The sequence below is a fragment of the Clostridium sp. YIM B02506 genome (genome assembly GCF_022324845.1).
Lineage (GTDB): Bacteria > Bacillota > Clostridia > Clostridiales > Clostridiaceae > Clostridium_T > Clostridium_T intestinale.
The window spans coordinates 1-23,031 of record NZ_JAKGTG010000035.1 but is presented as its reverse complement, the minus strand read 5'-3'; the positions used below and the strand labels follow the sequence as shown (position 1 = coordinate 23,031).

Genomic DNA, 23,031 nt, shown 5'->3' with positions numbered 1-23,031 from the left:
AACTTGCCTATAATTTAATATTCAATTTTTCCTAAAGACTCTAAACTATCAATGTTATATGAAAAAATCCCTTCATTGGTAACTACATATAGATTGTTTTTAATATAAATTATTCTATTTTCATAACCATAATAACCCGTATTAAATTTTAGCTCACCAAACTTTGACATCACTCTATCTTCTGAGTATTTAGCTAAATATACTATTCCTTCTCTATTTTCCCCATAATCAGTGAAGTTCACCATTGGTATACCTATAATAGATTTTTCTTTATTTAAAAAGAAAGCTTTATGATTATAATTCACCTCTGAATGAGTCTTATTTCCTCCAAAGGCAAGTGTAGATTTTTCCTTTGGAGATGTTCCATCCTTAACATCAAATATAGAAAGCTTTAGTCCTCTATATCTACCCAGCTCATCTCTATTTTCACCAAACCCTATTAAATTTTCCCCATCTAGTGGATGAAGATAGTTACTAAATCCAGGTATCTTAAGTTCCCCAGTAACTTTTGGATTTTTTGAGTCCTTTAAATCTATAACAAATAATGGATCTACCTGTTTAAAAGTAACCATATATGCTGTATCTCCTAAAAATCTAACTGAATAAATTCTCTCCCTTGGTGCAAGACCTTCTAACTTTCCTAATTCCTTAAGATTTTCATCTAATATATATAAATTATTTGTACTTCCCTCTGAAAAACCCTTAGTTGTTGCTATTCTAAAAGTATTATTATTTTCATCCATAGAAAATTGATTTAATAATCTCCCCTTTACCTCACCACTAGCAACTGGATTTATTTGTCCATTTTTAATAGAGTATTTATAAATCAATGTATCTCCATCAGAGAATATAGTATTCTTAGTAGCAAAGTCAGAAAAACTTCCCTTAGATGCAGTAATATATATATTATCCGCTGTTGAATATACGCTTCCTGCACTAGCTAAAACTGTTTCAGTTTTAATTTTTTCATTATAATTATTTATATCTATTGAAGCTATATTAATTATGCTCTCTCCCTTAGTATCTGGAAAATAAGAAATATCCTTAATGTTTGTAACTTCTTCTTTATCATTAAGAGAGTCATAATATCTAGGTAGAGATATTGTTTTCCCATTATCTTTTATAACTCCAGATTTATTATCTTCCATCATTGGATAGATTGAAAATGGATTATTATTTGTTATCATTATTAATTTATTTGAAATTAATCTACTGTTTACTATCTGTCCACTATAATTTAGTTTTCTTTCAAGTTTTAAATTTTCAATATCTTCTTTATTATAAATGCTAAGATCGGTTGCTAAAGAATTATTGTTTTGTGAAATTACTAGTAGCTTATTTTGAGTTATATAAATATCCTGAATAAATCCCTCTAAAGTAATTTTTGTTTCTATTTTCATATTAGTTGGGTCATCACCTTTAACAATTATTACCTCAGAGACATTTCCTCCTTTATAGTCATGTTTAACTGTGTATATATATTTACCATCAGTTTTTACTTTATCCCCTTCTTCAACATTCTCTACCTGGTTATTAGTTTCTGAATAGTCTGATCTTTTCCCACTCCTCTCTATGTTGCTTGAACCTTTAGCTACTTCATTTGCTGTATCGTAATCTATAGCCAATCTTTCTCTTGACAACATAGAGATCAGCTCTTTTTCATTTTTAACCTTTGGCAAGTCTATCCTCCCACTAACATTTGCTGTTCTCATTTCGCTATTACCAAGTTTTAAACTCTTCCCAGCTACCCCAAGTGTAATTATTAATAAAAAGCTACATGCAATTTTTAACCCTTTATTAAAATGTATTTTTCTTTTTTTCCTTTTCCCTTTTTCAAGCCCTCTTTTAACCGCACTAGATAATTCTTTCGGTATCTCTATATTTTTATAATAATCCTCAATATCATTTTTGTTATTTTCTTTCTTCATTCTAAAACCTCCTCCTTAAGCTCTAACCTAAGAATGTTAAGAGCTTTATTAAGACTGCTTTTTATTGTTCCTAACGGTATCTCTAATATTTTTGCTATTTCAGCTAAGGTTAGTCCTTCATAATACTTCATTTGTAAGATAATTTTATATTTAGGATCTAAAGCTTCTATAGCTTTATTTAAATCTATTCTTTCATCATGCTCTTCTATATAGCCTTGATCATTTTCTTCGTATACAATTTGCGCTTTCTTTTTATTTTTGTTGTAGACATCAATAGATAAATTAATAACTATTCTAGTTATCCAAGTGTTAAATAAAGCTTCATTTTTTAATTTTTTTATTGAGGTATATGCCCTGCAAACTCCTTCACTCACTATATCTAGAGCATCTTCTCTGTTGTCCACATAAGAATAAGCTGTAACGTATAACTTTTCTTGTATAGGTTCTATAAGTTTACTAAAAGCTTTGTCATCTCCACCTTTAGCTTTTCTCACCAATTGGCTTGTATCCAAAGTTAAATCCCTCCTCTCATAAATTAGACTTAAGGATCATGCTTTTGGTTCAAGAATTTTTGAAATTTTCCTATTAATCCTTGGAACCCGCATTTTTACTATATATTCTTATATTCTTAACTTCTTATATTCTTAACTTCTTATATTCTTAACTTCTTATATTCTTAACTTCTTATATTCTTAACTTCTTTTATTCTTAACTTCTTAAATTTTTAGGAATATATAAATTTATATTTATTTCTTTATAACTTCTAAAAAAAAGACCTCCAAAATTTCTCTTGGAGGTCTTTTAGCATTACAAATCATAAAAATAACTATTACTAACTTGTTCGCTTTCAAATAAAGCATCACTGTTTTGTTTTATCTTTAAATAGTTTTTATTTGATTCAATAAGCATTTCAAAAATCAAATCAATAGCTAATAAAAAAGGAATATGTTCAGAAATTACTGAGCTGTGTTTAATTGAAAGTCTGTCAGCAGTAACTATCTTTACATCTGCAATAGCATTTGATTTCTGATAATCATAACTTGTAATTGTAACTAGTTTAGCATTTCTTTCTTCTATTATGTTTAAGGACTCAATTATATCTCTAACAGAAATAGATCTAGATATTGTTATAAACAAATCATTTTCTTTTGCATTAATGCTACTTAATTTCATATTAGGTCCATCATTATAGGCTTCAGCACTTATACCTATCATATTAAGCTTCTGTTTTAATTCTAAAGCAGCAAGCCAAGAGCTGAATACTCCAAATATGTATATCCTTCTAGCACCTTTTATTAATTCAACTGCCTTTATTAAATCCTTTTCGTTAATTAAAGAAGCTGTATTTAATATAAGTTCATTATAATCTGATGAAATAGAATCTATAATATTATCATTTTTTTTACTTTTATCTTTTTCTCTCATGTTTCTATAAAAATTATCTTGAGCTAAAGCTATCTTAAAATCATTAAAGCCTTTAAATCCAATCTTTTTACAAAATCTATTAATACTGGTTTCTGATGTGCCAGTTTCATTAGCCATATATGTTATTGTGTTATTAACAACTACTTCAGGATTATTAATAACAAAATTCGCTATTTCATTTTCACTAAAGGTAAAATTCTTCTGCTTTGATATAATCTTAGTTATTACAACGGGAATACTGGTATTCATTAAGTCCTCCTTCTTTCACTTTCAAACAAAATGAATCATTTAAATAAAAATAATCCACATAAAATTTATCTCGATAACCTTTATTATACCATCAAAACAAAATTTTACATAGATTATTATATATTCATGTAAATATATAGCTAATTAACTTCAATTATATATTGAGTTTTAAACCTTTTATCTTCCTCTAGCTTTATTATTCCCTCTTTTTTTGTTATATCATACTCATCACCATAGGTTGAATTTATTCCATGCCAAGGTTCTATACACAGGAATGGAGCATCATTAATTGCTGACCATATTCCTACATAAGGAAATCCCTTAATACTACATTTTATTTCTTTAGAGTTTTTTCTATTTTTTAATATTATATATTCTGATTTTAGATTTTCTAATATTATAGCTCCTTTGTAAAACAAGGCATGATTAAGACTTAGAATTTTTTCATTATCAAAAAAATCTACTTTCTCTCCAGTAAGAAGTCTCTCCCCTAATAGTAGGCGTTTAACATTTTCATTCACTTCAAATTCTAAATAATAGTCCTCCATGGATTCATTATCTAAAAGTGGACACTTAAATGCTGGATGAGCTCCTATTGAAAAAAACATGTCCTTATTATCCCTATTTATAACCTCAAATTCTGTTTTAAGTGAAGATTCTAAAAGGGTATATTTAATATTTAGCTCAAATTCAAAGGGGTAACTTTTTCTTGTTTCCTCATTACTGCATAATCTAAAAGCTATTGAATCTGAACTTTTATAAACCACTTCAAACTCACTTTTACTTCCAAAACCATGTCCCATCATTTCATATGTTTTTCCCATATGTGTATATTTATCTTCTGGCAGCTTTCCTACAATGGGAAATAATATAGGTGACTGGCCTTTCCAATACTTCTCATCTCCTTGCCACAAAACCTCACACTTATCTTTAATGCTCTTTACACTTGTAAGCTCCGCTCCAAAAGTTTTAATTTCTATACTAAGATACTCATTTTCTATTTTTTCTATCATAAATCACCTCAAAAAAATTCTCAAAGCCTTAATATAAAGCTTTGAGATTATAAAACACTAAGATTTACCGAGTTAATATATAGATTCCCTTCACCCTATTAACTTATTAATTCTTTTTTCCAAGAAGTTATCATATCATTGAAATTAGTTAAACTTATTTCTCCTGTTTCAATTAAATATACATAATCATAAATATTAGGAAGATATTTTAATCCTAATACCTCTTTGCAAAACTTGTGTGCAGCTATTTCTGAACACTTTAAAACAGAAGCTTCTTTTTTAAAGCTTAGTAATTGAAATGTACAGATAGGTTCCAATATATCATTTGTGTATTTTTTATCTCTATGTTCTAAATAGTGATAAAATTCGTGAGCTAGATGAATATTTATTACCTCTTCATAAGTGAGTTTATCTTTTTCCTCAACCATCTTATTATAGGTATTCATAAGATCCATAAGTGAGTCTTCATATATTTTAATAATGTTCTCTTTTTTTGAGAAGTTTATTTCTGCTCTAAACTGAACGCTATAAAATTTACCCGATTTTTTTACAAACTCTACTTTAATCTCATTTTCATTACATAATTTAATCAAATTTGAGGTTTTATACTGTTTTCCCTTTTCTTCACCTAGTCTTAAAGATTCAGTTATATAGTAGCTTACTTTATCTTTAGGAATTTTATGAAATACCAGATCATTTTTTAGCTCTCCATAAGCTAAAACTTCATCATCCAACCTATCTAAAATATCAAGAATTTTCTCCATATCAATTACTCCCTGCTTTTTTATTGATAAACTAATGCAATAATCTCATTATCCTCTTGAAGATATTGTGTTTCTACTTCTATTATTGATAAAAGCTGTTCCTTGGTCTGCATTCCTGTTAAATCAAGCATCTTTTCTTTGTAAAATAAAAACACTTTAGGAATTGTTGCATTTGCATCTGAGTATATGGTGTTGTCATCTAAAAATTCATCAAAAACACTGCCTAGTTGATTTTTTCTAAAAATTAAGTTATTTGCGTTTTCTTTCTTTAATCTTACAATTCCTTCACGATCCACCACACAAAGATTATTTAAGTTTTTCTTAAATAGCCCAAAAAACATTTTCTTTTGCTGTACAGATTTAAACAAACTCCATCTTCCAGTTTTAGCTATACCTTGAACCGTTGATTTCTCTACACTTAAGGCCTCAGATACTATCTCTTGCATCTTATCTTCGGATACTTCACTTTGAGTAAGATCTTTAGATCTTAATTCTGTTGAACCTGTAGCTATAGCTCTTAATATATTTTTCTGGCTATCTATTTCTATTGTAACATCAACTGTAGCTTCATTTGCTCCTGACTTTACTATCTTCTCTATAATTTCTTCTCTTATTCTCTTTATATCTTCTTCATTTGGATTTAATACAGATTTCTCTATCTGCTCACGAACCATAGCAAGTGCAACCCCTATTGTCGATATGTATGGTGCATTTTTTGCTATTTTCCATTTAAAATCTTCTTTGTCTGCTAGAGCTGGAACCAATACTGCTCCACTTCCTCCGCCTCCAACTAAAGTAATAAACTTTCTATCTAAATCATATTCATCTATCATTTCATTTACTATTTCCATAACCTTTTTAACAGCTATGTCCATAGCCTGCCTAGCTGCCTCTTCAACAGATATATCAAGGTAGTCTGCAAGAACTTGCCATGCCTTTTTTGCACTATTTACATTCCCTCTAGCATAATCATCTTCTGGAATGTACCCTAATATATTTGAAGCTCCAGCTAAAGTTAGTGAATACTCTTTCCCATCCTCACATTCTATAATTACATAGCTTTTAGGATCATCATCTCTTGGACTTATAAATTTTATTTTAGGGTTATTAATCTTATCTTCTGCTGCAAAAGATTCATAATCCTTGCCTGCAATATGAGCGCTTCTAGGACCAACATCAGTTATTTTCTTATCCTCAACCTTTATCATACTTCCTCCAGCAACTCCTAATGTTCTTACATCTAGAGATTGAAGGTAGGTTTTATGCCCTCCTACTTGAGCATTTTTTATCATTACTTTTCCATTTTTAATTACTGATATATCTACGCTGGTTCCACCAACTTCAAAAAATATCCCATCAGATATTTTTTCATACATAAGTGCACCTGCAACTCCAGCAGCAAGTCCTGATAACATTGTAAGTATTGGTCTTTTTCTAACTTCCTCAACACTCATTACTCCACCATCACAACGCATTATCATAAGCTGTGATTTTATCTTAGCATCCTTAACAGCCTTTTCTGTCATATTAGCAGTTTCCATCATCTTAGGTATTAAACTTGCATTAACTACTGCTGTTCTTGTTCTAATTTTCAGTCCATATAATTGTGAAATTTCATGTCCACCAGTTGCATATATATTTTTTGAATTAGCTATATCTATTACTTTAAGTTCATTTGATGGATCATCAACACTATAGGCTTCTGAGGCAACTATAACCTCTGCACCTTCTTTTATTAGCCCATCAATTGTACTATTAATATTTGTTTCATTTAAGGTTTTAGAATCACAGAAATTATGATAGGTTTTCAAAAACTTTCCTGGTGCTAATTGTATATCAGAGGTTTTAGTCTCATTTTTAGCACTACCTGCATCTATTCCTGTTCCCATTCCAATGATTCCTATTTTAGCTACATCACCTTCAAGTAATGCATTAGTTGCTTGAGTTGTTCCATGTGCTATAAACATAACATCATCAGGAGATATATTATTATCACTTAATACCTTATCTATTATTCTAACTATTCCTCCAGCAACTCCTTCACTGCTAGCATGAGTTGTTGGGATCTTTTGCTTAGCTATAATTTCATAGCTTTCATTATCTATAACAACTGCATCTGTAAAAGTTCCTCCAACATCTATACCTATTCTAACTTTCTTTCCCATACTATACCTCCTATTATGAATAGGAATAGGATACTAAACGCATCCCATTCTTTTATTTATTTAAATACTACAAAACTTGCTATTATCATTGAAATTAATACTGATACTAAAATCCATACTATTGTTTTCTTTAAAATTTCATTTATATCTGTTTTAGTAAAGTCCGCTGCCCAAACATTGTGTGAATTTGTAGGGTCACATACTGCTTGTAGATTACTATCTATACGTAATGCTAACATTGCAGCTATAGGATTCATTCCTGCTGAAATCATAAGAGCTGCTATACCGCTTCCTAGTCCCCAAACATTTAGTGGTCCTCTATAGATTGCTAAAGGCGCTAATACAGTGAATATAAGTATATAAGCTATTGGACTTGTAGGTATTATTGCTTTTATTAATGGTTCTATTATTGTAGCAACTTGTGGTGCCATAACAGAATTTAATAATATTCCTATCCCTATCATAAGTCCCATTGCACCTGCAACATCTTGAATTCCGTCTATAAGTGCACTTGATAATACATGTATAGGTCTTTTAGGTGTTGCAAGTAATATTGCTATTGCTGCTCCTATAAAGATAGATGGAACTATAGTTAACTTAAATGCAAACACTAATACTACTGGTATAATTGGGCTTATCATAGCTATTGCTCTAACATTTTTGTTATCATTATTTATTACTTCATTTTTTATTGGCATAGCCCAAGCTCTTTTGCTTCTTCCACCTTTTTTTGTATAAAATACAATCATTGCTAGAGATACTACTATTAGTGGAATCGCTGGTATTAAAGTATAAGCTGCAACTGTATTAACTGGAAGTTTCACTACATCTGTGTAAACACCCCAGTTTGAAACGTTAAAGGTTACCCCTACTGCATTTGCTAATAATAGTACCATAGCACTTACTAGTGGACTTAACCCTGCTGTAAGCATTATTGGTATTATGATTGTTCCAACTAATATAACCATACCTAAACCTGAAGATGCTGAAAATATTACTGATGCTGCTACAAAAAATGTAATAGCTATTCCAAGTGGTTTATCTCCAGCAAGTTCAGCTGCTTTTTTTATAATTGATTTAGTCACGCCTACCTTGCTAAGTATCTGTCCAAACCAAGCACCAAAAATTAATCCAGCTATTGCTGTTGACATCTTCATAGCTCCAGCCTCTAAAACATTTTTAGCAATTGTATAAGTCTCTGCATTACTTGACATAAATGGAACCCCTGCAATTAAAGCAAAGACAACTCCCATTATAGGTAAAGCTAATATTGTTGGCACCTTCTTTGTCATCATAAGAATAACTGATATTATAAATACCGCTAAAATTCCGATAGCCTGAATTGTTTGAATTGAACCCATTTTATAATTCCTCCCTAAAATAATTAATTTTATATATCTAAATATGCCCCTTGATTTAATAAATTTTCTTGAAGTTCATTAATATCTATATCTTTAACTGCTTTATTATTTTTACTTGCCAAAGCTGCTGCTATACCTCCAGCATGTCCTATTGCTCCAACTGTCGGGGTTGTCCTTATTGCAGCTTGAGCTTCAAAAGTCGCTGATATACATCTTCCAACAACAATTAAATTGTCTATCTTCTCACTTACTAAGCTTCTGTATGGTATTCCGTAATATTCTCCCCACTTTAGATGCCCATGAGATGTTCCTTCTCCATCTGGACTATGAATATCAATTGGATAACCAGAGTGAGCTATAACATCTTGAAACTTCTTTTGTTCTAGTAAGTCTTCTGCTGTTATTGTATATATACCTTGTATTTGCCTTGATCCTCTTACTCCAATTGATGGTCCTGTTGAAACAACCACTGCATTTTCAAAACCTTTAATTCTCTTTTTCAAGAATAATTCTAATTCCCTACATTGTTTTCTTCCTTCTATTTCGGCCTTAGTTAAACTCCAAGCATCTGTTCCATCACAACCTAAAATCCTAGTTGTATTTATTATTACTTCACCTGGGTTATTTGTTTCAAAGAAAAGTACATCTTCTCTTTTAATAGATATCTCTTTATTTTTTTTACCTTCTTCGAATTCTTTTACAAATCCTATTACCGATAACCTTGATACCTTGTCCATCAACGAAACGTCTCTATGAATTCTAGTAAAATTATCAGGATTATTTTTTATATATTCCTTAATTTCCTCCATATTAACATTTCTCATCTTCATCTTTAATGTCATAGGTTGAGCAGCTCCATCACTTTCTCTTCCTTTTTTACAAGGAACTCCAGACAAATATGCAAGGTCTCCATCACCAGTTGCATCTATGAATACTTTAGCACTAAGTAAACTTTTACCTGACTTATTACATACTTCTATACTCTCAACCTTTTTTTCATATACGTTTACATCTGTGAGCATAGTGTGATATAGAACTTCTCCTCCACTTTCTAATAACATACATTCTAACTCATATTTCATACCCTCCGAGTCAAAAGGTGTTACAGTATAAGTGTAAGTTGTAGAATCAATTATATGTCCCTGTGATTTTCCTGCTTTCTTCATTCTTTCGATTAACTCATCAGTAATTCCTTTAATAACTTGTTTTTCTCCTGCATGAAAAGTCATCATTGGTCCTACTCCACAAGAAGTTAATGCTCCTCCTAAAAACCCTGCGCCTTCAATTATAAGTACTTTTTCACCCATTCTAGCTGCTGCTATAGCTGCAACTGAACCAGAAATTCCACCACCTACAATAACTAAATCATAGTTTTTCATTTATTCTCTCCCTTCAACAAAATTCATGATATCGTTTTAATACTACATTTTTAATTTACCACACGCATTCTTTCTTGTAAATAGTTTTTAAAAATAATTTTCATTATTTTCGTTTTTTTCGGATAAAATTTTCTTAATCCTCCTTTTTAGAGTCAAAATAAAAATCTCCATGATTATATTTCATGAAGATTTTTATTGATATTCAATGCTTATTCTTTCTAATTCACTGTACTTTTCAACCAATTTAATAAACTCCTCTTTATAATTTAAACTAAAGAAGAATCTTTTAGGTATAATGATTACCCCTATAGCCTCTCTATAAATGTATATCTTTTCTTTTGTTTCAACGATTTTTTTTATTGCAGTCCAGTGACTTTCATATATCCCAGTTTTATTATTTTCAAATACTCCTTCAGGACGTATTAATATTTTATGATTACCAAATAAATACTCCTGTTTTCCTCTATTAATCATTCTTTCTAGCCTTATTTTAAGCATGGCTTCAAAAAATTTTGGATAAAAAATAACCCAAACCAAATATATAATTATAAATACAATAAGCCATATCTCAAAAGATATTGTACTTATCTTTCTTCCTACAAATGGCGCAACTAAAAAAATTAGTGATATTATATATCTTTGTATAAACAGTAATTTCTTCATTGTACTTGATGCCATTAAAGTAAAGAGGTCATACTCTATATAATCTTTTTTTGAAAGTTCATATTCTAGTTCAAACATAAATTATTTCCTTTCAATTAACTTATTAAAAGTGCAGGTAACTTTTTATTACCTGCAAACTTAATTAATTCATTAACTCCAAAAACTCTTTATTTTTCATCGATACTTCAGAATATATATTTTTTTTATATATTTCATCTCCAACTTTTGATTTTATGCTTATATATCCTAGATAATCATCTTTCATTATTTTTTTAGTTGGAGTTATAAGAACCATTTCGGATTCTATTCCATCTTTAGGAGCCATAATACTAATCTTGTCATCCTTAACTAAATCAAGAAACTTGCTATTTTTATCCTTAAAATAATCATGAACATTAACCGAATAATCAGAATAATTTTCTTTTACATATTCAAACAATTTAGTACTTTCTCTCCATCTTTCTGGGCAGTTTAAAACAACAGTAATTATATCTCTGTCTTGATACCTAAAGGAAGATACTAAACATTTACCTGCTCCACCTGTATATCCTGTTTTAACTCCATTAGCTTCCGGAACTTGAAAAAGCATTTTATTTATATTGTTGTAGTCTCTTGAGAAGTTATATTTAACTCTAGATATTTCTCTTGTTCCTACTATTTCTCTAAAAATATCATTTTCCATAGCTTTTTTAGTAGCAATTGCTAAATCATAGGCTGTAGAATAATGATTTTCTGTATCTAAACCATGGGGAGAGTTAAAAGAACTATTAATTAGTCCTATATTTCTTGAACATTCATTCATCTGTTTATAAAAATTTTCTTTAGTTCCCCCTATTCCTTCTGCTATTGCAATAGCAGCATCATTGCCTGACTTATACATAAGTCCATATAAAAGTTCTCTTAAAGCTATTTCTTCTCCTTCTCTATAACCTACAGTAGAGCCATTAATGGTTGCAGAACTTTTACTTATTTTAAATTTTTCATCTACATTTCCTCTATTTAAGGCTACTAATGAAGTAACAATTTTAGTTGTACTAGCCATAGGTACTATTTCATGGGCATTTTTTGCATATAATATTACGCCACTTTTACCGTCTATAGCTACAGCTGCCTTTGCGTCAATTGATATTTTTTTTGTTTTTGCTTGCGCTGCAGTTGTTATCATAAATAAAAAACAAATAAACAACAATGATATTTTTTTTGCCATAAAATCACCTCATTTTATAGTGTGTATTATTATTTAAATTTAATTCAATTAATAAATGTTTAATTTTAACACTTATGGATAAACTTAAAGATATAGTTAATGAGGTGATTTACTTGTATATAATATTTGTTCTTGTTATTCTTATTTTTATCCCTTTTCCTATAAAATTTTCACTTTATGTTAATAATAAGATAATTAAAATTTATTTATATAATAAAGAGATAAAAATAAAAAAATCTGATAAGAAAAAAAAGTCTCCAAAGAAAAAGAAAAACTATAATTTTATTTTTAATTGGAAAAAATTTTTGCATATAATAAAACATTCTAAATTTAAGCCTAGATTATCTTACAAGTATAAACTTCTTTACGATACCTCTGATGCTTATTACACCGCAATTTTAAATGGATATTTAAATATATTATCAAGTTCACTTCATCATTTATTATTATGGTTTTTTAAAATTAAGAAATTTAATATACAAGTAAATCCTTTATTTAAAAATGAATTTAACATTGAATTTCAATTTAAAGGAATAATTTATATAAATTTTGTAAAACTAATCATTATTGCTATTAATTTATTAAAATGCATAAAAAAGGAGGTGTCCCCTTTAAGGGAGGCATATGAACAATGATAATCATCCTATAGAAAATTTAATGAAATGTACCATGGAAAATTTAAAAGAAATGATTGATGTTAACACTGTAATAGGTGATGCTATTGAAACAAAAGACGGTAGCTGCATAATACCTATATCTAAGGTTAGTGTGGGATTTGCATCTGGTGGAAGTGAATTTGGAACTGAAAAAATAGCCAGTGAGAAAGATCAACGTTATCCTTTTGGTGGTGGTTCTGGTGCTGGTGTGTCAGTAAAACCTGTAGCTTTTTTAGTAATGCGTGATAATTCTGTTAGATTATTACCTGTTGATGCTAATAATACTTATGATAGAATTGTTGATACTATCCCTCAAGTCATAGAAATGATTAAAAACAAGTTATCTAAAGACTCTGAGGAAGATGGTCATACTAAAGTTAATGTTAATGTAGAATAACTAAAAAACCAGAGTTTAAAGATTATTCTTCAAACTCTGGTTCTTCTTTTTGTTCTTCTGTATTAAATAAGTCAAGAGAAGGTAGCTCTTTTAGGGTTTCTAAACCAAAAGCCCTTAAAAACTCTTCCGTAGTTCCAAAAAGTATCGGTCTTCCTGGAACCTCTAACCTCCCTATTTCTTTTATAAGGTTTCTTTCTAATAATCTATGAAGAGCTGAATCGCTTTTTACTCCTCTTATATCATCAATATCTACTCTTGTGATAGGTTGTCTATATGCTATTATAGCTAAACTTTCTAAAGAAGCTTGCGATAGAGATTGTCTCACATTTTTCTTAAGTAATTTCTGTATATAATCACTATTATGTGACTTAGTAACAAATTGATATCCACCTTCAATGGAGATTAACTTAATCCCTCTGGATTTATCATTATCAAGTTCTTTTTCCATTTCTTTAATCAACTCCAAACACTCTTCTTCAGAGCATTCTAAAATAGCCCCAATGTCTTTTATTTTTAATGGTTCTCCAGCTACAAATAACAAGCTTTCAATTATAGATTTTAACGATTCTTTTTTAGAAACTTCAGTAAATTCATATTGATTAATATCTAATTTACTCATCTACTTCAATCCTTTCAACATAAATTTCTTCAAAACTATTTTCTTGTAATACTTTTACTTGCTTGTCTTTAATAAGTTCTAATAAAGCTAAAAATGTAACTATAGTTTCTATTTTGCTTTCACATTCACTTATTATATCGTTGAACTTGTACACTTTTTTATTACCTAACAATTCTTTTATGTACACTATCTTATCCTCAACTCTATATCTATCCATTTCAATAGTTTTGCTCATATTACTTACATTAGATTCGTTCATCTTATTTTTCATCTGTTCAATAAGGTTATTATATATGTTATATAGATCTAACATAGTAATATTTTTAAATATGTCTTCATTATTTTTATCAGTTTTAGGTTCTTCAATTATTTCAGGTTTCTTCGAAAAGACAACTCCATTATATAAACTTTTTTCTTTTAAAAATTCAGCTGCCCCCTTAAACTTTCTGTATCTTATAAGTTTTTCTACAAGGGAAAGTTCAGGATTTTCATCCTCTTCTTCATTTTTTATTTTAGGAAGTAAGGTTTTAGATTTAATCTCCAGTAACGTGGAAGCCATTACAATAAACTCTGAAGTTATCTCTAAGTCTAATTCCTTCATTGTTTTTAAATGTTCTAGATATTGATTAGTAATTTCAAAAATTCTAATATTATATATGTCCATTTTATTTTTTCTTATTAGATGTAATAATAAATCAAATGGTCCTTCAAAGTTTTCTATTTTTATCTTCATAATATCCATAATAATTACTCTCCTGCATTTTATAGCACATTTATAATAATATCAATGAGCGTAACTTAGTTCAAGAAAAAAGTCACGCTCATTAATATTTATATTATTCTAATCCTTCTCATCTTTATTTATATTATTCTAATCCTTCTCATTAATATATTTAAACTCCACCTTTAAAAAGGTTCCTGAAGTTGTATTTTAGATTATCTATAAATCCACCTTTTTTAACATCTCTATCTGCATATAGCTCAACTTCTGCTATTTTTTGTTCTCCTAAGTAGTATTCACATACCCCTATTTTTTCACCTTTTGTGTATGATCTTCTACTTTCATCTAAAGAAATCTTTTGTTCAACGCTATCTCCTGAACCTCTAGGGAATACTAATACCACTTCTTCTTTAGCTTTTGCAATAAAGAATTTATCTTCGCTCTTATTAAGCGGTACTTTAACTACATCTGCATCCTTATCTAGAATCTTTTTACCTTCAAATTTAGAGAAACCAAAATTTAATAATAATGATGCATCTCTATTTCTTATTTTATATGTAGGTGCTCCCATAATTACACTTAACATTCTTACACCTTCTCTAGTTGCTGTAGCAGATATACAATATTTAGCTTCCTCAGTATATCCAGTTTTTAGTCCATCACAGCCCTTAAAGAATCTTACTAACTTATTATGATTAACTAATTCAATTGGTGCTTTTCTTCCTTCTGATATAGTCTCCATATAAGTGCCTGTATATTTTAGTATAGTTGGGTGCTTTAATAGTTCTCTAGACATTATTGATATATCATATGCTGAGGATAAATGACCTTCTGCTGGCAAACCAGTACAGTTTTTGAAGGTAGTATCCTTCATTCCAAGTTCTTGTGCTCTTTTGTTCATTAATTCAACAAAAGCTTCTTGTGTTCCTGCAAGATATTCTCCCATAGCTACAGCTGCATCATTACCTGAGGCAATCGCTATCCCTTTTAATATCTCTTCTACAGTTCTTATCTCTCCTATATCTAATAGCATGGTGCTTCCGCCCATTTTTTTTGCATTTTCTGATGCGGTTATTTTATCATCAATTTTTATTTTTCCTGAGTCAACAGCCTCCATAGCTAAAAGCATAGTCATTATTTTCGTAACTGATGCAGGTGCAAATTTCTCATGGGAATTTTTTTCATACACTATTGTACCGCTTTTAGCCTCCATAAGTAATGCACTCTTTGCTTCAACCTCTATTCCTCCATTAGTGCCAGCGTCTTCCGCTTTAACTCTTAAGCTTGTGCTTCCTAGTGAAAATATACTTGTAATTAATAATATTTTTGCTATAAGTTTTTTATCAAATTTCATCATTTGTACTCCTCCTTTCAGAAATATCTTTACCAAAATAAAAAAAAACATACAAAAATAAGACTCTTTAACATCTTATTTTTGTATGTAATATTCATCCAAAAATCACATCATTATCTACATTACTATATCATGGATATATTGTATAGTATTGCATTTATCACTAATGTAGAATGCCTCTTCAGCTACTTTTTTTGCATCTTCGCAAACCTCCAAATTAGTATGGAGAGTACATATAGCTTCACCTACTTTTACCTTATCTCCAACCTTTTTGTTTAGGGTGATTCCAGCTGCAAAATCTATACTATCTTCTTTAGTTTTTCTTCCAGCTCCAAGTAGCATTGCAGCAATACCTATCTTTTCTGCTTCTATATGAGAAACATATCCATCTTCTTTTGCTTTAACTTCTATATGATATTTAGCTTTAGGAAGTAAATCAACATTTTCAACAACTTCAGAGTTCCCACCTTGAATCTTAACAAACTCTTTTAGCTTTTCTATAGCTTTTCCTGACCTTATTATACTTTCTAAGTTTTTATAAGCTTCCTCAAATTCATTAAATGCTCCACCTAATACAGCCATGTGAGATGCAATGGTTAATGCTACAGTAGTTTCATCCTCTGATCCATGCCCCTTTAAAACTTCTATAGCTTCTCTAATTTCATTAGCATTACCAACTTCATGGCCTAAAGGATTATTCATATCTGTAATTATAGCAACGGTTTTTCTATTTAGCATCTTACCTATGTCTACCATAGTTCTAGCTAATTCTCTAGCATCATCTACTGTCTTCATAAAAGCTCCAGCTCCAACTTTTACATCCAAAACAATAGCATCAGCTCCAGAAGCTATTTTTTTACTCATTATTGAACTTGCAATAAGTGGTATACTGTCTACTGTTGCTGTAACGTCTCTTAATGCATATATCTTTTTATCTGCTGGAGTTAAATTTCCTGACTGACCAACTATTGCCATTTTATACTTGTTTACATTGTTTATAAACTCTTCACTAGTTAACTCTGTCTTAAATCCTTCTATAGATTCTAATTTATCTATAGTCCCGCCTGTATGCCCTAATCCTCTTCCTGACATCTTAGCTACAGGTATACCTAATGAAGCTACTAGTGGTATAACTATTAAGCTAATTTTATCTCCAACACCACCTGTTGAATGCTTATCTACTTTTATTCCTTCAATAGCTGTTAAATCCACTTGATCTCCTGAATTAACAAAAGATAAGGTCATATTGGATATTTCTTCTTTATTCATACCCTTAAAATATACTGCCATTAAAAATGCTGACATTTGATAATCTGGAATTTCACCTTTAGTATAACCTTGAACAGCAAAATCAATTTCTAATGCTGTTAAAGCTTCACCTTGTTTTTTCTTCTGAATAATATCTACCATTCTCATTTTATATACCTCCGCTTTAAGTTTTCCACTATCCATCTTTTTTATCCTTTTGGATAATTGTTTAAGTATATTTTTAAAATTGTGTAATCGCTCACACATTATTTTCTTTTAAAGGGACACAATTAAGGTCCCTAATTAAGCTCTTGGATGAGATCTCTTATAGATTACATTTAATCTATCAGAGTTTATTATTTCATAGTAAGTATCCATATATGTTAAAACTTGATTCCCTAATAACTTTTGAACCGCTCTAACATTTGCTCCATTTTCCAATAAATGAACTGCAAAAGAATGCCTGAAAGTATTAAGATTAACACTTTTCCTAATTCCTGCTCTTTCACAATAAGATTTTACTATTCTCCAAACTCCTTGCCTTGTTAACTTATTTCCATTTAAATTAATAAATAAATACGGAGATGTAAGGTATCCAACCCTATCTCTTTCTGATAAGTATTCGTTTAAAGCTCTAACTGCCGAACTTCCTATAGGAATCAATCTATCTGTTCTTTTATTATCTTTACATGCAACAAAGGACATCTCTGTATTAATATCTTGGATTTTTAATGCCGTTAATTCACTTACCTTCATACCAGTAGCATACATAATCTCAAGTAAAGCCTTGTCCCTTACTCCTTTAAGACTATCTTTGTCTACAATATTGATTATCCTATCAATTTCATCTACTGTCAATATCTCCGGTATTTTTTTGGATAAATTTGAAGTTTTGTAGGTTATTTCTGGTACTTCTTTAATAAGTGCTTTTTTCTTTAAAAATCCATAAAAATTTCTAATAGAAATAATTATCCTGTTGACACTTCTTTCGCTTTTTCCTTGACTAATTAAATACTTAATGTATTCACTGATACAGTCTTTATCAGATTCTAGAATTTCAATTTTTTTCGTATTTAATAAAAATTTACTATATAATGTTATATCTGTAACATAGGCTAATACTGTATTTTTACTTTTTGAGCTATCATATAAATATTCCTCATAACTTTTTAGTATCTCCTTCATTTTTCTCTCCCATAAAATTACTTAATAAAACCATTCAAAGAACTGTTAAAGATAGATTGTAGTAATAATAAATCTTATTATACTCGGACTTATAAAGGCTTCTATAAAAATTCCTATACCCAATAATATGGAAAATATTATCAATATATTCCCAAACTCCGCTATATCTATAGATATTTTTTTATTTTTTGTAAATTTACTTTTAAATTTATCAAATGACATACTAAAACATATAGTACTTAAAAGTATTAAGCAGGGTATAATGAAAATGTTTTGAGGAATTATTGCGGCTAAGGCTAGTCCAATACCTTTGTATTCATATGTTGTAAGTAAAAAAGAAAAAGTAAAACCTATAGAATATCCTTTCCATAAATCTATTAATAATATAAAAGGAAAACCAAAAATAAAGATTCCTAATAAAATTATTGCTATAAAAAGAATCGCATTGTTTTTTATTGATGAAAACAATATGTCACTATGATTTATATTTTCATTTCCTAAATTTGTTGAAAAACTAGTAAAATAATTACTTAACTCTGATCTATTAAAATCTCCCATGTACTTTATGGTATATGCTCCCAAAACAATTCCTATTGAAAAGAAGAGAAATGTCATTAAGTAGGCCCCTTTATTTTTTCTCATACTTTCCTCAAACAAACTTTTAAACTTCATTCTTATATACCTCCTTGTTACCATAATTATCTTTATGATATAAGGAATATAATTATTCTTATTAAAAAAATAAAAAAATAAACTGCCTTGAAATAGTAGATAAATACTATCTAAAGGCAGTTTTCTAAATTAAAACATATAATAGAGCTGATAATGTTTTACTATCATATATTTCTCCATTTAATATCAACTTCTTAATTTCTTCCATTGAAAATTCTTTAACATTTATAAATTCATCTTCATCTCCTTCCTTAATTCCTGTTTTTAGGTCTTTCGCTAAATAAATATGTATATACTCATCACAAAATCCAGGGGCCGTAACTATTTTCCCTAAAAATTTTATATTATCAGATTTAAATCCAGTTTCTTCTTCCAATTCTCTAACAACACTTTTTTCAGGAGATTCTCCCTTGTCTATCTTTCCTGCTGGTATTTCCAATGTAATTTTGTCTAATGCCTTCCTATATTGCTCAACAAACAACACCTTATTATCTTCAGTAATAGCTATTACCGCAACTGCCCCTGGATGTCTTATTACATCCCTATTAGCTGTATTTCCATCTGGTAATTCTACTTGTATCTTTTCATATATTAGAAAATCACCTTCATAAACGGTACTTTTCTTTAAAGTTTTTTCTACTAAGTTCATATGACACCTCTTAAAACATAGTTTATTAATATTTAGTATATTATACCAGAATAATCTCCCCTATTACATCCTTAAATGCTTTTCCCTCTATATTAAAATTTTCTATCATTTCTTCAAAAGAGCTAAACCTTTGTTCACTATAGTCAACATCTGTTTCATATACACTGTATTTATCTCCAAAATAACATATAGAATAATACCTATTATTATATCTAAAAATCACATCATTTTTTTCTATTTCGTTTTTTAATTTTTCTTTATTCATTGTAGTCCCCCTATTTTTATAAATAATAAATTCATTATTATATTTACCACTTTAAATAAAAATACCCCTATAATCTATATTTGTAATAGTAAAATAATATAAAAAAGATTGATATATTATTGTTTTTGTAATATATTTTGTTTAAGTAAATCTATTCATTAATAATTCTATGAATATATTAAATAACAGAAAATCATTAACAGTTATATATATTCATATGAAAAATTAAGTCATCAAATAAAATATTAATGGGGGCAAAATATTATGAAAGAAATAGAAAGAGAAACTCTTGACCAGTATACAAATAAATACAGCAAAATATGTAGTGAAACTAGTCTTATTGATATAAGCTTATATGAAAAATACGGGGTAAAAAGAGGGCTTAGAGATCAAAATGGGAAAGGTGTAGTTACTGGAATTACAAGTATATCTTCAATTAAATCACATGAAGAAGTTAATGGAAAAAGCATTCCTTGTGAAGGGGAACTTCTTTATAGAGGTTATAATATCATAGATTTAATTAAGGGTTTTGTTAATGACAAGCGTTACGGTTTTGAAGAGACTACATATTTACTTTTATTTTCCAAACTTCCTACTGAAAGTGAGCTTACTAAGTTTAAAAGCGTATTAAATATCACAAGAGAGCTTCCTAAAAATTTTGTACGCGATGTAATTATGAAAGCGCCAAGTAATGATATCATGAATTCCTTAACTAAAAGTATTTTAACACTTTCATCCTATGATGAAAATGTTTCTGATCTATCATTAGACAATGTTTTAAAACAATGTCTAATGCTTATAAGTATATTTCCTATGCTTGCAGTTTATGGATATCATGCCTATAACCACTATGAGGCTAAAGAAAGTTTTTATATTCATAGACCAGATGAAAATCTTTCAACAGCTGAAAATATATTAAGAATGTTAAGACCTGACACAAAATATACATCTCTTGAAGCAAGTGTACTTGATACAGCCTTAATGCTTCATATGGAACATGGTGGCGGTAATAACTCCACTTTTACAACAAGAGTGGTTTCATCATCAGGTTCAGATACTTATTCAGTTATCTCAGCAGCTTTATCCTCTTTAAAAGGAGGTAAACATGGTGGAGCAAACATTAAGGTTGTAGAAATGATGGAGGATATTAAATCAAATGTTAATAATATAAATGATGAAGATCAAATAAGAGCTTATCTTAAAAAGATGCTTAATAAAGAAGTATTTGATAAAAGAGGTTTAATATATGGAATGGGACATGCTGTATATACAATCTCCGATCCAAGAGCAACTGTTTTCAAAGGTTTTGTAGAGAAACTAGCAATAGAAAAATCTAGAGATACTGATTTTAAACTATATTCAATTATAGAAAGACTTGCTCCTGAAGTAATAGCAGAAGAGCGTAATATCTATAAAGGAGTAAGTGCTAATGTAGATTTTTATAGCGGCTTTGTTTATAGTATGTTGGACATTCCTTTAGAGCTTTATACTCCAATTTTTGCAATGGCAAGAATTGTTGGTTGGAGCGCGCATCGTCTTGAAGAACTTATAAATACAGATAAAATAATAAGACCAGCATACGAAAGTATAGTTACCGAAAAATTATATAAAGGGATTAATGAACGATAAAATTTGAGAGCATACTAGATTTTTTTAAGTCTAGTATGCTCTCATTTTTCTCGCTTTCTCGCTTTCTCGCTTTCTCGCTTTCTCGCTTTCTTAGGGCAGTCAACTTTTTCTGCGACTTTTTTTGCAAGCTGTTTTTATCCAAAAAATAATTTCATCTACAAAATATAAGTAAAAGGATTAGATTGAAGCTGCCCCACTTCCCTGTAGAGGCTTCTTCTCAATCCTCATTAGATTCCTTCTAAGTACGACACAACAACATAATGACATTTTGACATTTTGACATTTTGACATTTTGACATTTTGACATTTTGACATAGGTAGTCTACTTTTCTTCCTACTCATTATTCATCTTTTATAAAAAAATATTCTTAAACTTCTAAAAGGATTAGATTGAAGCTGCACTTCTATTCTGTAGAGACTTAAATGATTAGATTGAAGCTGAGGAGAGCTTCTACCGATTAGCGGTGCAAGTCTCATTAGATTTATTTATACCAATATGGATTAGACTGACGCTGAGAAAGAGAAGGGATTTGATGAAGTTCTTTGAACTTCTACAGATAAGCCGCTAAAAGGAATTGATGAAGCTGAGGAACGCTTCTACAGATCAGAAGTGCAATTCTTCAATTATTTATTGTCAATCTTTTTATCAAAAAGTTTAATTTATCTGTTATTAATTCTTTTTACCTCTTTACCTCGATGCCTTAATGCTAGAATTCCTATAAAAAAAAGAGCCTATAACTTTAGACTCTTAATTTGTAATTGGATTATATTTTTCCCATAAACACTCTGTTATTTTCATTTCAGTAAATATAGATTTAAAAGAATTATTATTTGGAGAACATGCAAGTAAACCAATATTAATTTCATCTCCACCTTCGAACAAGTGAAAAATTCTCATTTGTTTAAAGTTTATACCATCAAATGAATGCTCAATACAATAATCACTTTCTCTTCTACTTATTCTATACCAGACACACTTTATAGATGAACTAATGTCGGTGGTTGCCCAATCAGAATATCCATGATTAGTTACTACGCTTCCGAGCCATGCAGTATTATTGTCGTGAAATTCCACCCCTGCTTTTACCCAATTATCGCTATCCTGATAAATCGCAACTCCACTCTGGTCAAATAATGCTGTACTATTAAAATCAACCTTTACCGTAAAAGTAAAGTGTTTTTCATCTGTTGTAACATAAAACACATGAGCATTATCATTTCTAAATCCATAATAAGTTCTTTGCCAAAAATCAGTATTTGGATCAGTTGTAATTTCAACCCTATCTTTTTCAATCACATAACTCTCAGGCTTATAAAACCATTTTGCCTCTTTAATATTAAATTCAAACATGTTAAATCCTCCATACCTTTATAATACATAATAATTTGTAATTGTTTAATTAATTATATGTTGATTTATACTTAAAACTGACCCACCTTTAACGAGTAAAGTTGACCCACCTATAATGGATAAACTATCCT

At 29.4% G+C, this 23,031-nt stretch carries 21 protein-coding genes; 2 read left to right on the top strand and 19 right to left on the bottom strand.

The genetic code is table 11. The features are described 5' to 3' along the window. Nucleotides 1-14 precede the first annotated feature (14 nt). The 10 genes from L1S49_RS19700 to L1S49_RS19655 form a co-directional block, all read right to left on the bottom strand. Nucleotides 15-1,928 carry a beta-propeller domain-containing protein gene (locus L1S49_RS19700; protein ID WP_238907074.1) on the bottom strand — a complete coding sequence of 638 codons (1,914 nt, stop codon included), beginning with the start codon at nucleotides 1,926-1,928 and terminating at the stop codon, nucleotides 15-17. Continuing rightward, nucleotides 1,925-2,440 carry a sigma-70 family RNA polymerase sigma factor gene (locus L1S49_RS19695; protein WP_238907073.1) on the bottom strand — a complete coding sequence of 172 codons (516 nt, stop codon included), beginning with the start codon at nucleotides 2,438-2,440 and terminating at the stop codon, nucleotides 1,925-1,927. Before L1S49_RS19695 ends, L1S49_RS19700 begins: the two co-directional genes overlap by 4 nt. 295 nt (nucleotides 2,441-2,735) lie before the next feature. Beyond that, the gene (locus L1S49_RS19690) at nucleotides 2,736-3,602 is read right to left on the bottom strand and encodes a MurR/RpiR family transcriptional regulator (RefSeq protein WP_073019672.1); all 867 of its coding nucleotides are present in this window, start codon (nucleotides 3,600-3,602) and stop codon (nucleotides 2,736-2,738) included. 140 nt (nucleotides 3,603-3,742) lie between these two features. Beyond that, on the bottom strand, nucleotides 3,743-4,615 hold the full coding sequence (locus L1S49_RS19685; protein WP_238907072.1) for an aldose 1-epimerase family protein: 873 nt from the start codon (nucleotides 4,613-4,615) through the stop codon (nucleotides 3,743-3,745). Between the two features lie 98 nt (nucleotides 4,616-4,713). Then, on the bottom strand, nucleotides 4,714-5,379 hold the full coding sequence (locus L1S49_RS19680; RefSeq protein ID WP_238907071.1) for a hypothetical protein: 666 nt from the start codon (nucleotides 5,377-5,379) through the stop codon (nucleotides 4,714-4,716). Between the two features lie 20 nt (nucleotides 5,380-5,399). Further along, on the bottom strand, nucleotides 5,400-7,544 hold the full coding sequence (locus L1S49_RS19675; RefSeq protein WP_238907070.1) for a hydantoinase/oxoprolinase family protein: 2,145 nt from the start codon (nucleotides 7,542-7,544) through the stop codon (nucleotides 5,400-5,402). Nucleotides 7,545-7,600: 56 nt separating this feature from the next. After that, nucleotides 7,601-8,905: a Na+/H+ antiporter NhaC family protein gene (locus tag L1S49_RS19670; RefSeq protein WP_238907069.1), complete on the bottom strand. Its 1,305-nt coding sequence runs from the start codon at nucleotides 8,903-8,905 to the stop codon at nucleotides 7,601-7,603. Between the two features lie 29 nt (nucleotides 8,906-8,934). Further along, complete coding sequence (locus L1S49_RS19665) at nucleotides 8,935-10,284, bottom strand: FAD-dependent oxidoreductase (protein ID WP_238907068.1); 1,350 nt, start codon at nucleotides 10,282-10,284, stop codon at nucleotides 8,935-8,937. A gap of 192 nt (nucleotides 10,285-10,476) precedes the next feature. Next, entirely contained in the window at nucleotides 10,477-11,025 is a 549-nt protein-coding gene (locus L1S49_RS19660; protein WP_238907067.1) for a YcxB family protein, read from the bottom strand. Nucleotides 11,026-11,089: 64 nt separating this feature from the next. Next, on the bottom strand, nucleotides 11,090-12,154 hold the full coding sequence (locus L1S49_RS19655) for a D-alanyl-D-alanine carboxypeptidase family protein (RefSeq protein WP_238907066.1): 1,065 nt from the start codon (nucleotides 12,152-12,154) through the stop codon (nucleotides 11,090-11,092). Nucleotides 12,155-12,778: 624 nt separating this feature from the next. Here L1S49_RS19655 and ytfJ point away from each other — a divergent pair. Then, entirely contained in the window at nucleotides 12,779-13,207 is a 429-nt protein-coding gene (ytfJ, locus tag L1S49_RS19650; RefSeq protein ID WP_073019684.1) for a GerW family sporulation protein, read from the top strand. A gap of 22 nt (nucleotides 13,208-13,229) precedes the next feature. On the opposite strand, the gene scpB is transcribed toward ytfJ, so the two are convergent. From scpB to L1S49_RS19610, 8 genes are all read right to left on the bottom strand, one after another. Further along, on the bottom strand, nucleotides 13,230-13,826 hold the full coding sequence (gene scpB, locus L1S49_RS19645; RefSeq protein ID WP_238907065.1) for an SMC-Scp complex subunit ScpB: 597 nt from the start codon (nucleotides 13,824-13,826) through the stop codon (nucleotides 13,230-13,232). Then, a complete protein-coding gene (locus tag L1S49_RS19640; protein ID WP_238907064.1) occupies nucleotides 13,819-14,568 on the bottom strand; it encodes a segregation/condensation protein A in 750 nt (249 codons plus the stop codon). The genes scpB and L1S49_RS19640 overlap by 8 nt, the downstream gene beginning before the upstream one ends. Nucleotides 14,569-14,719: 151 nt before the next feature. After that, nucleotides 14,720-15,904: a D-alanyl-D-alanine carboxypeptidase family protein gene (locus L1S49_RS19635; protein WP_073019691.1), complete on the bottom strand. Its 1,185-nt coding sequence runs from the start codon at nucleotides 15,902-15,904 to the stop codon at nucleotides 14,720-14,722. A gap of 114 nt (nucleotides 15,905-16,018) precedes the next feature. After that, entirely contained in the window at nucleotides 16,019-17,317 is a 1,299-nt protein-coding gene (locus tag L1S49_RS19630; protein ID WP_238907063.1) for a pyrimidine-nucleoside phosphorylase, read from the bottom strand. A 135-nt stretch (nucleotides 17,318-17,452) separates the two neighbouring features. After that, the gene (locus L1S49_RS19625; RefSeq protein WP_073019694.1) at nucleotides 17,453-18,334 is read right to left on the bottom strand and encodes a tyrosine-type recombinase/integrase; all 882 of its coding nucleotides are present in this window, start codon (nucleotides 18,332-18,334) and stop codon (nucleotides 17,453-17,455) included. Nucleotides 18,335-18,379: 45 nt separating this feature from the next. Beyond that, nucleotides 18,380-19,006 (bottom strand): stage II sporulation protein M, encoded by a 627-nt coding sequence (gene spoIIM, locus L1S49_RS19620; RefSeq protein WP_073019696.1) that lies wholly within the window; start codon nucleotides 19,004-19,006, stop codon nucleotides 18,380-18,382. A 124-nt stretch (nucleotides 19,007-19,130) separates the two neighbouring features. Then, nucleotides 19,131-19,655 carry an NUDIX hydrolase gene (locus L1S49_RS19615; RefSeq protein ID WP_238907062.1) on the bottom strand — a complete coding sequence of 175 codons (525 nt, stop codon included), beginning with the start codon at nucleotides 19,653-19,655 and terminating at the stop codon, nucleotides 19,131-19,133. Nucleotides 19,656-19,695: 40 nt separating this feature from the next. Continuing rightward, nucleotides 19,696-19,920, bottom strand: coding sequence for a hypothetical protein (locus L1S49_RS19610; protein WP_238907061.1), 225 nt, complete (start codon nucleotides 19,918-19,920; stop codon nucleotides 19,696-19,698). Nucleotides 19,921-20,184: 264 nt separating this feature from the next. Here L1S49_RS19610 and L1S49_RS19605 point away from each other — a divergent pair, with 264 nt between their 5' ends. After that, nucleotides 20,185-21,549, top strand: a complete 1,365-nt coding sequence (locus tag L1S49_RS19605) for a citrate/2-methylcitrate synthase (RefSeq protein ID WP_238907060.1) — start codon at nucleotides 20,185-20,187, stop codon at nucleotides 21,547-21,549. Between the two features lie 748 nt (nucleotides 21,550-22,297). On the opposite strand, the gene L1S49_RS19600 is transcribed toward L1S49_RS19605, so the two are convergent. Continuing rightward, on the bottom strand, nucleotides 22,298-22,900 hold the full coding sequence (locus L1S49_RS19600) for a DUF1349 domain-containing protein (RefSeq protein WP_238907059.1): 603 nt from the start codon (nucleotides 22,898-22,900) through the stop codon (nucleotides 22,298-22,300). Between the last annotated feature and the right edge of the window lie 131 nt (nucleotides 22,901-23,031).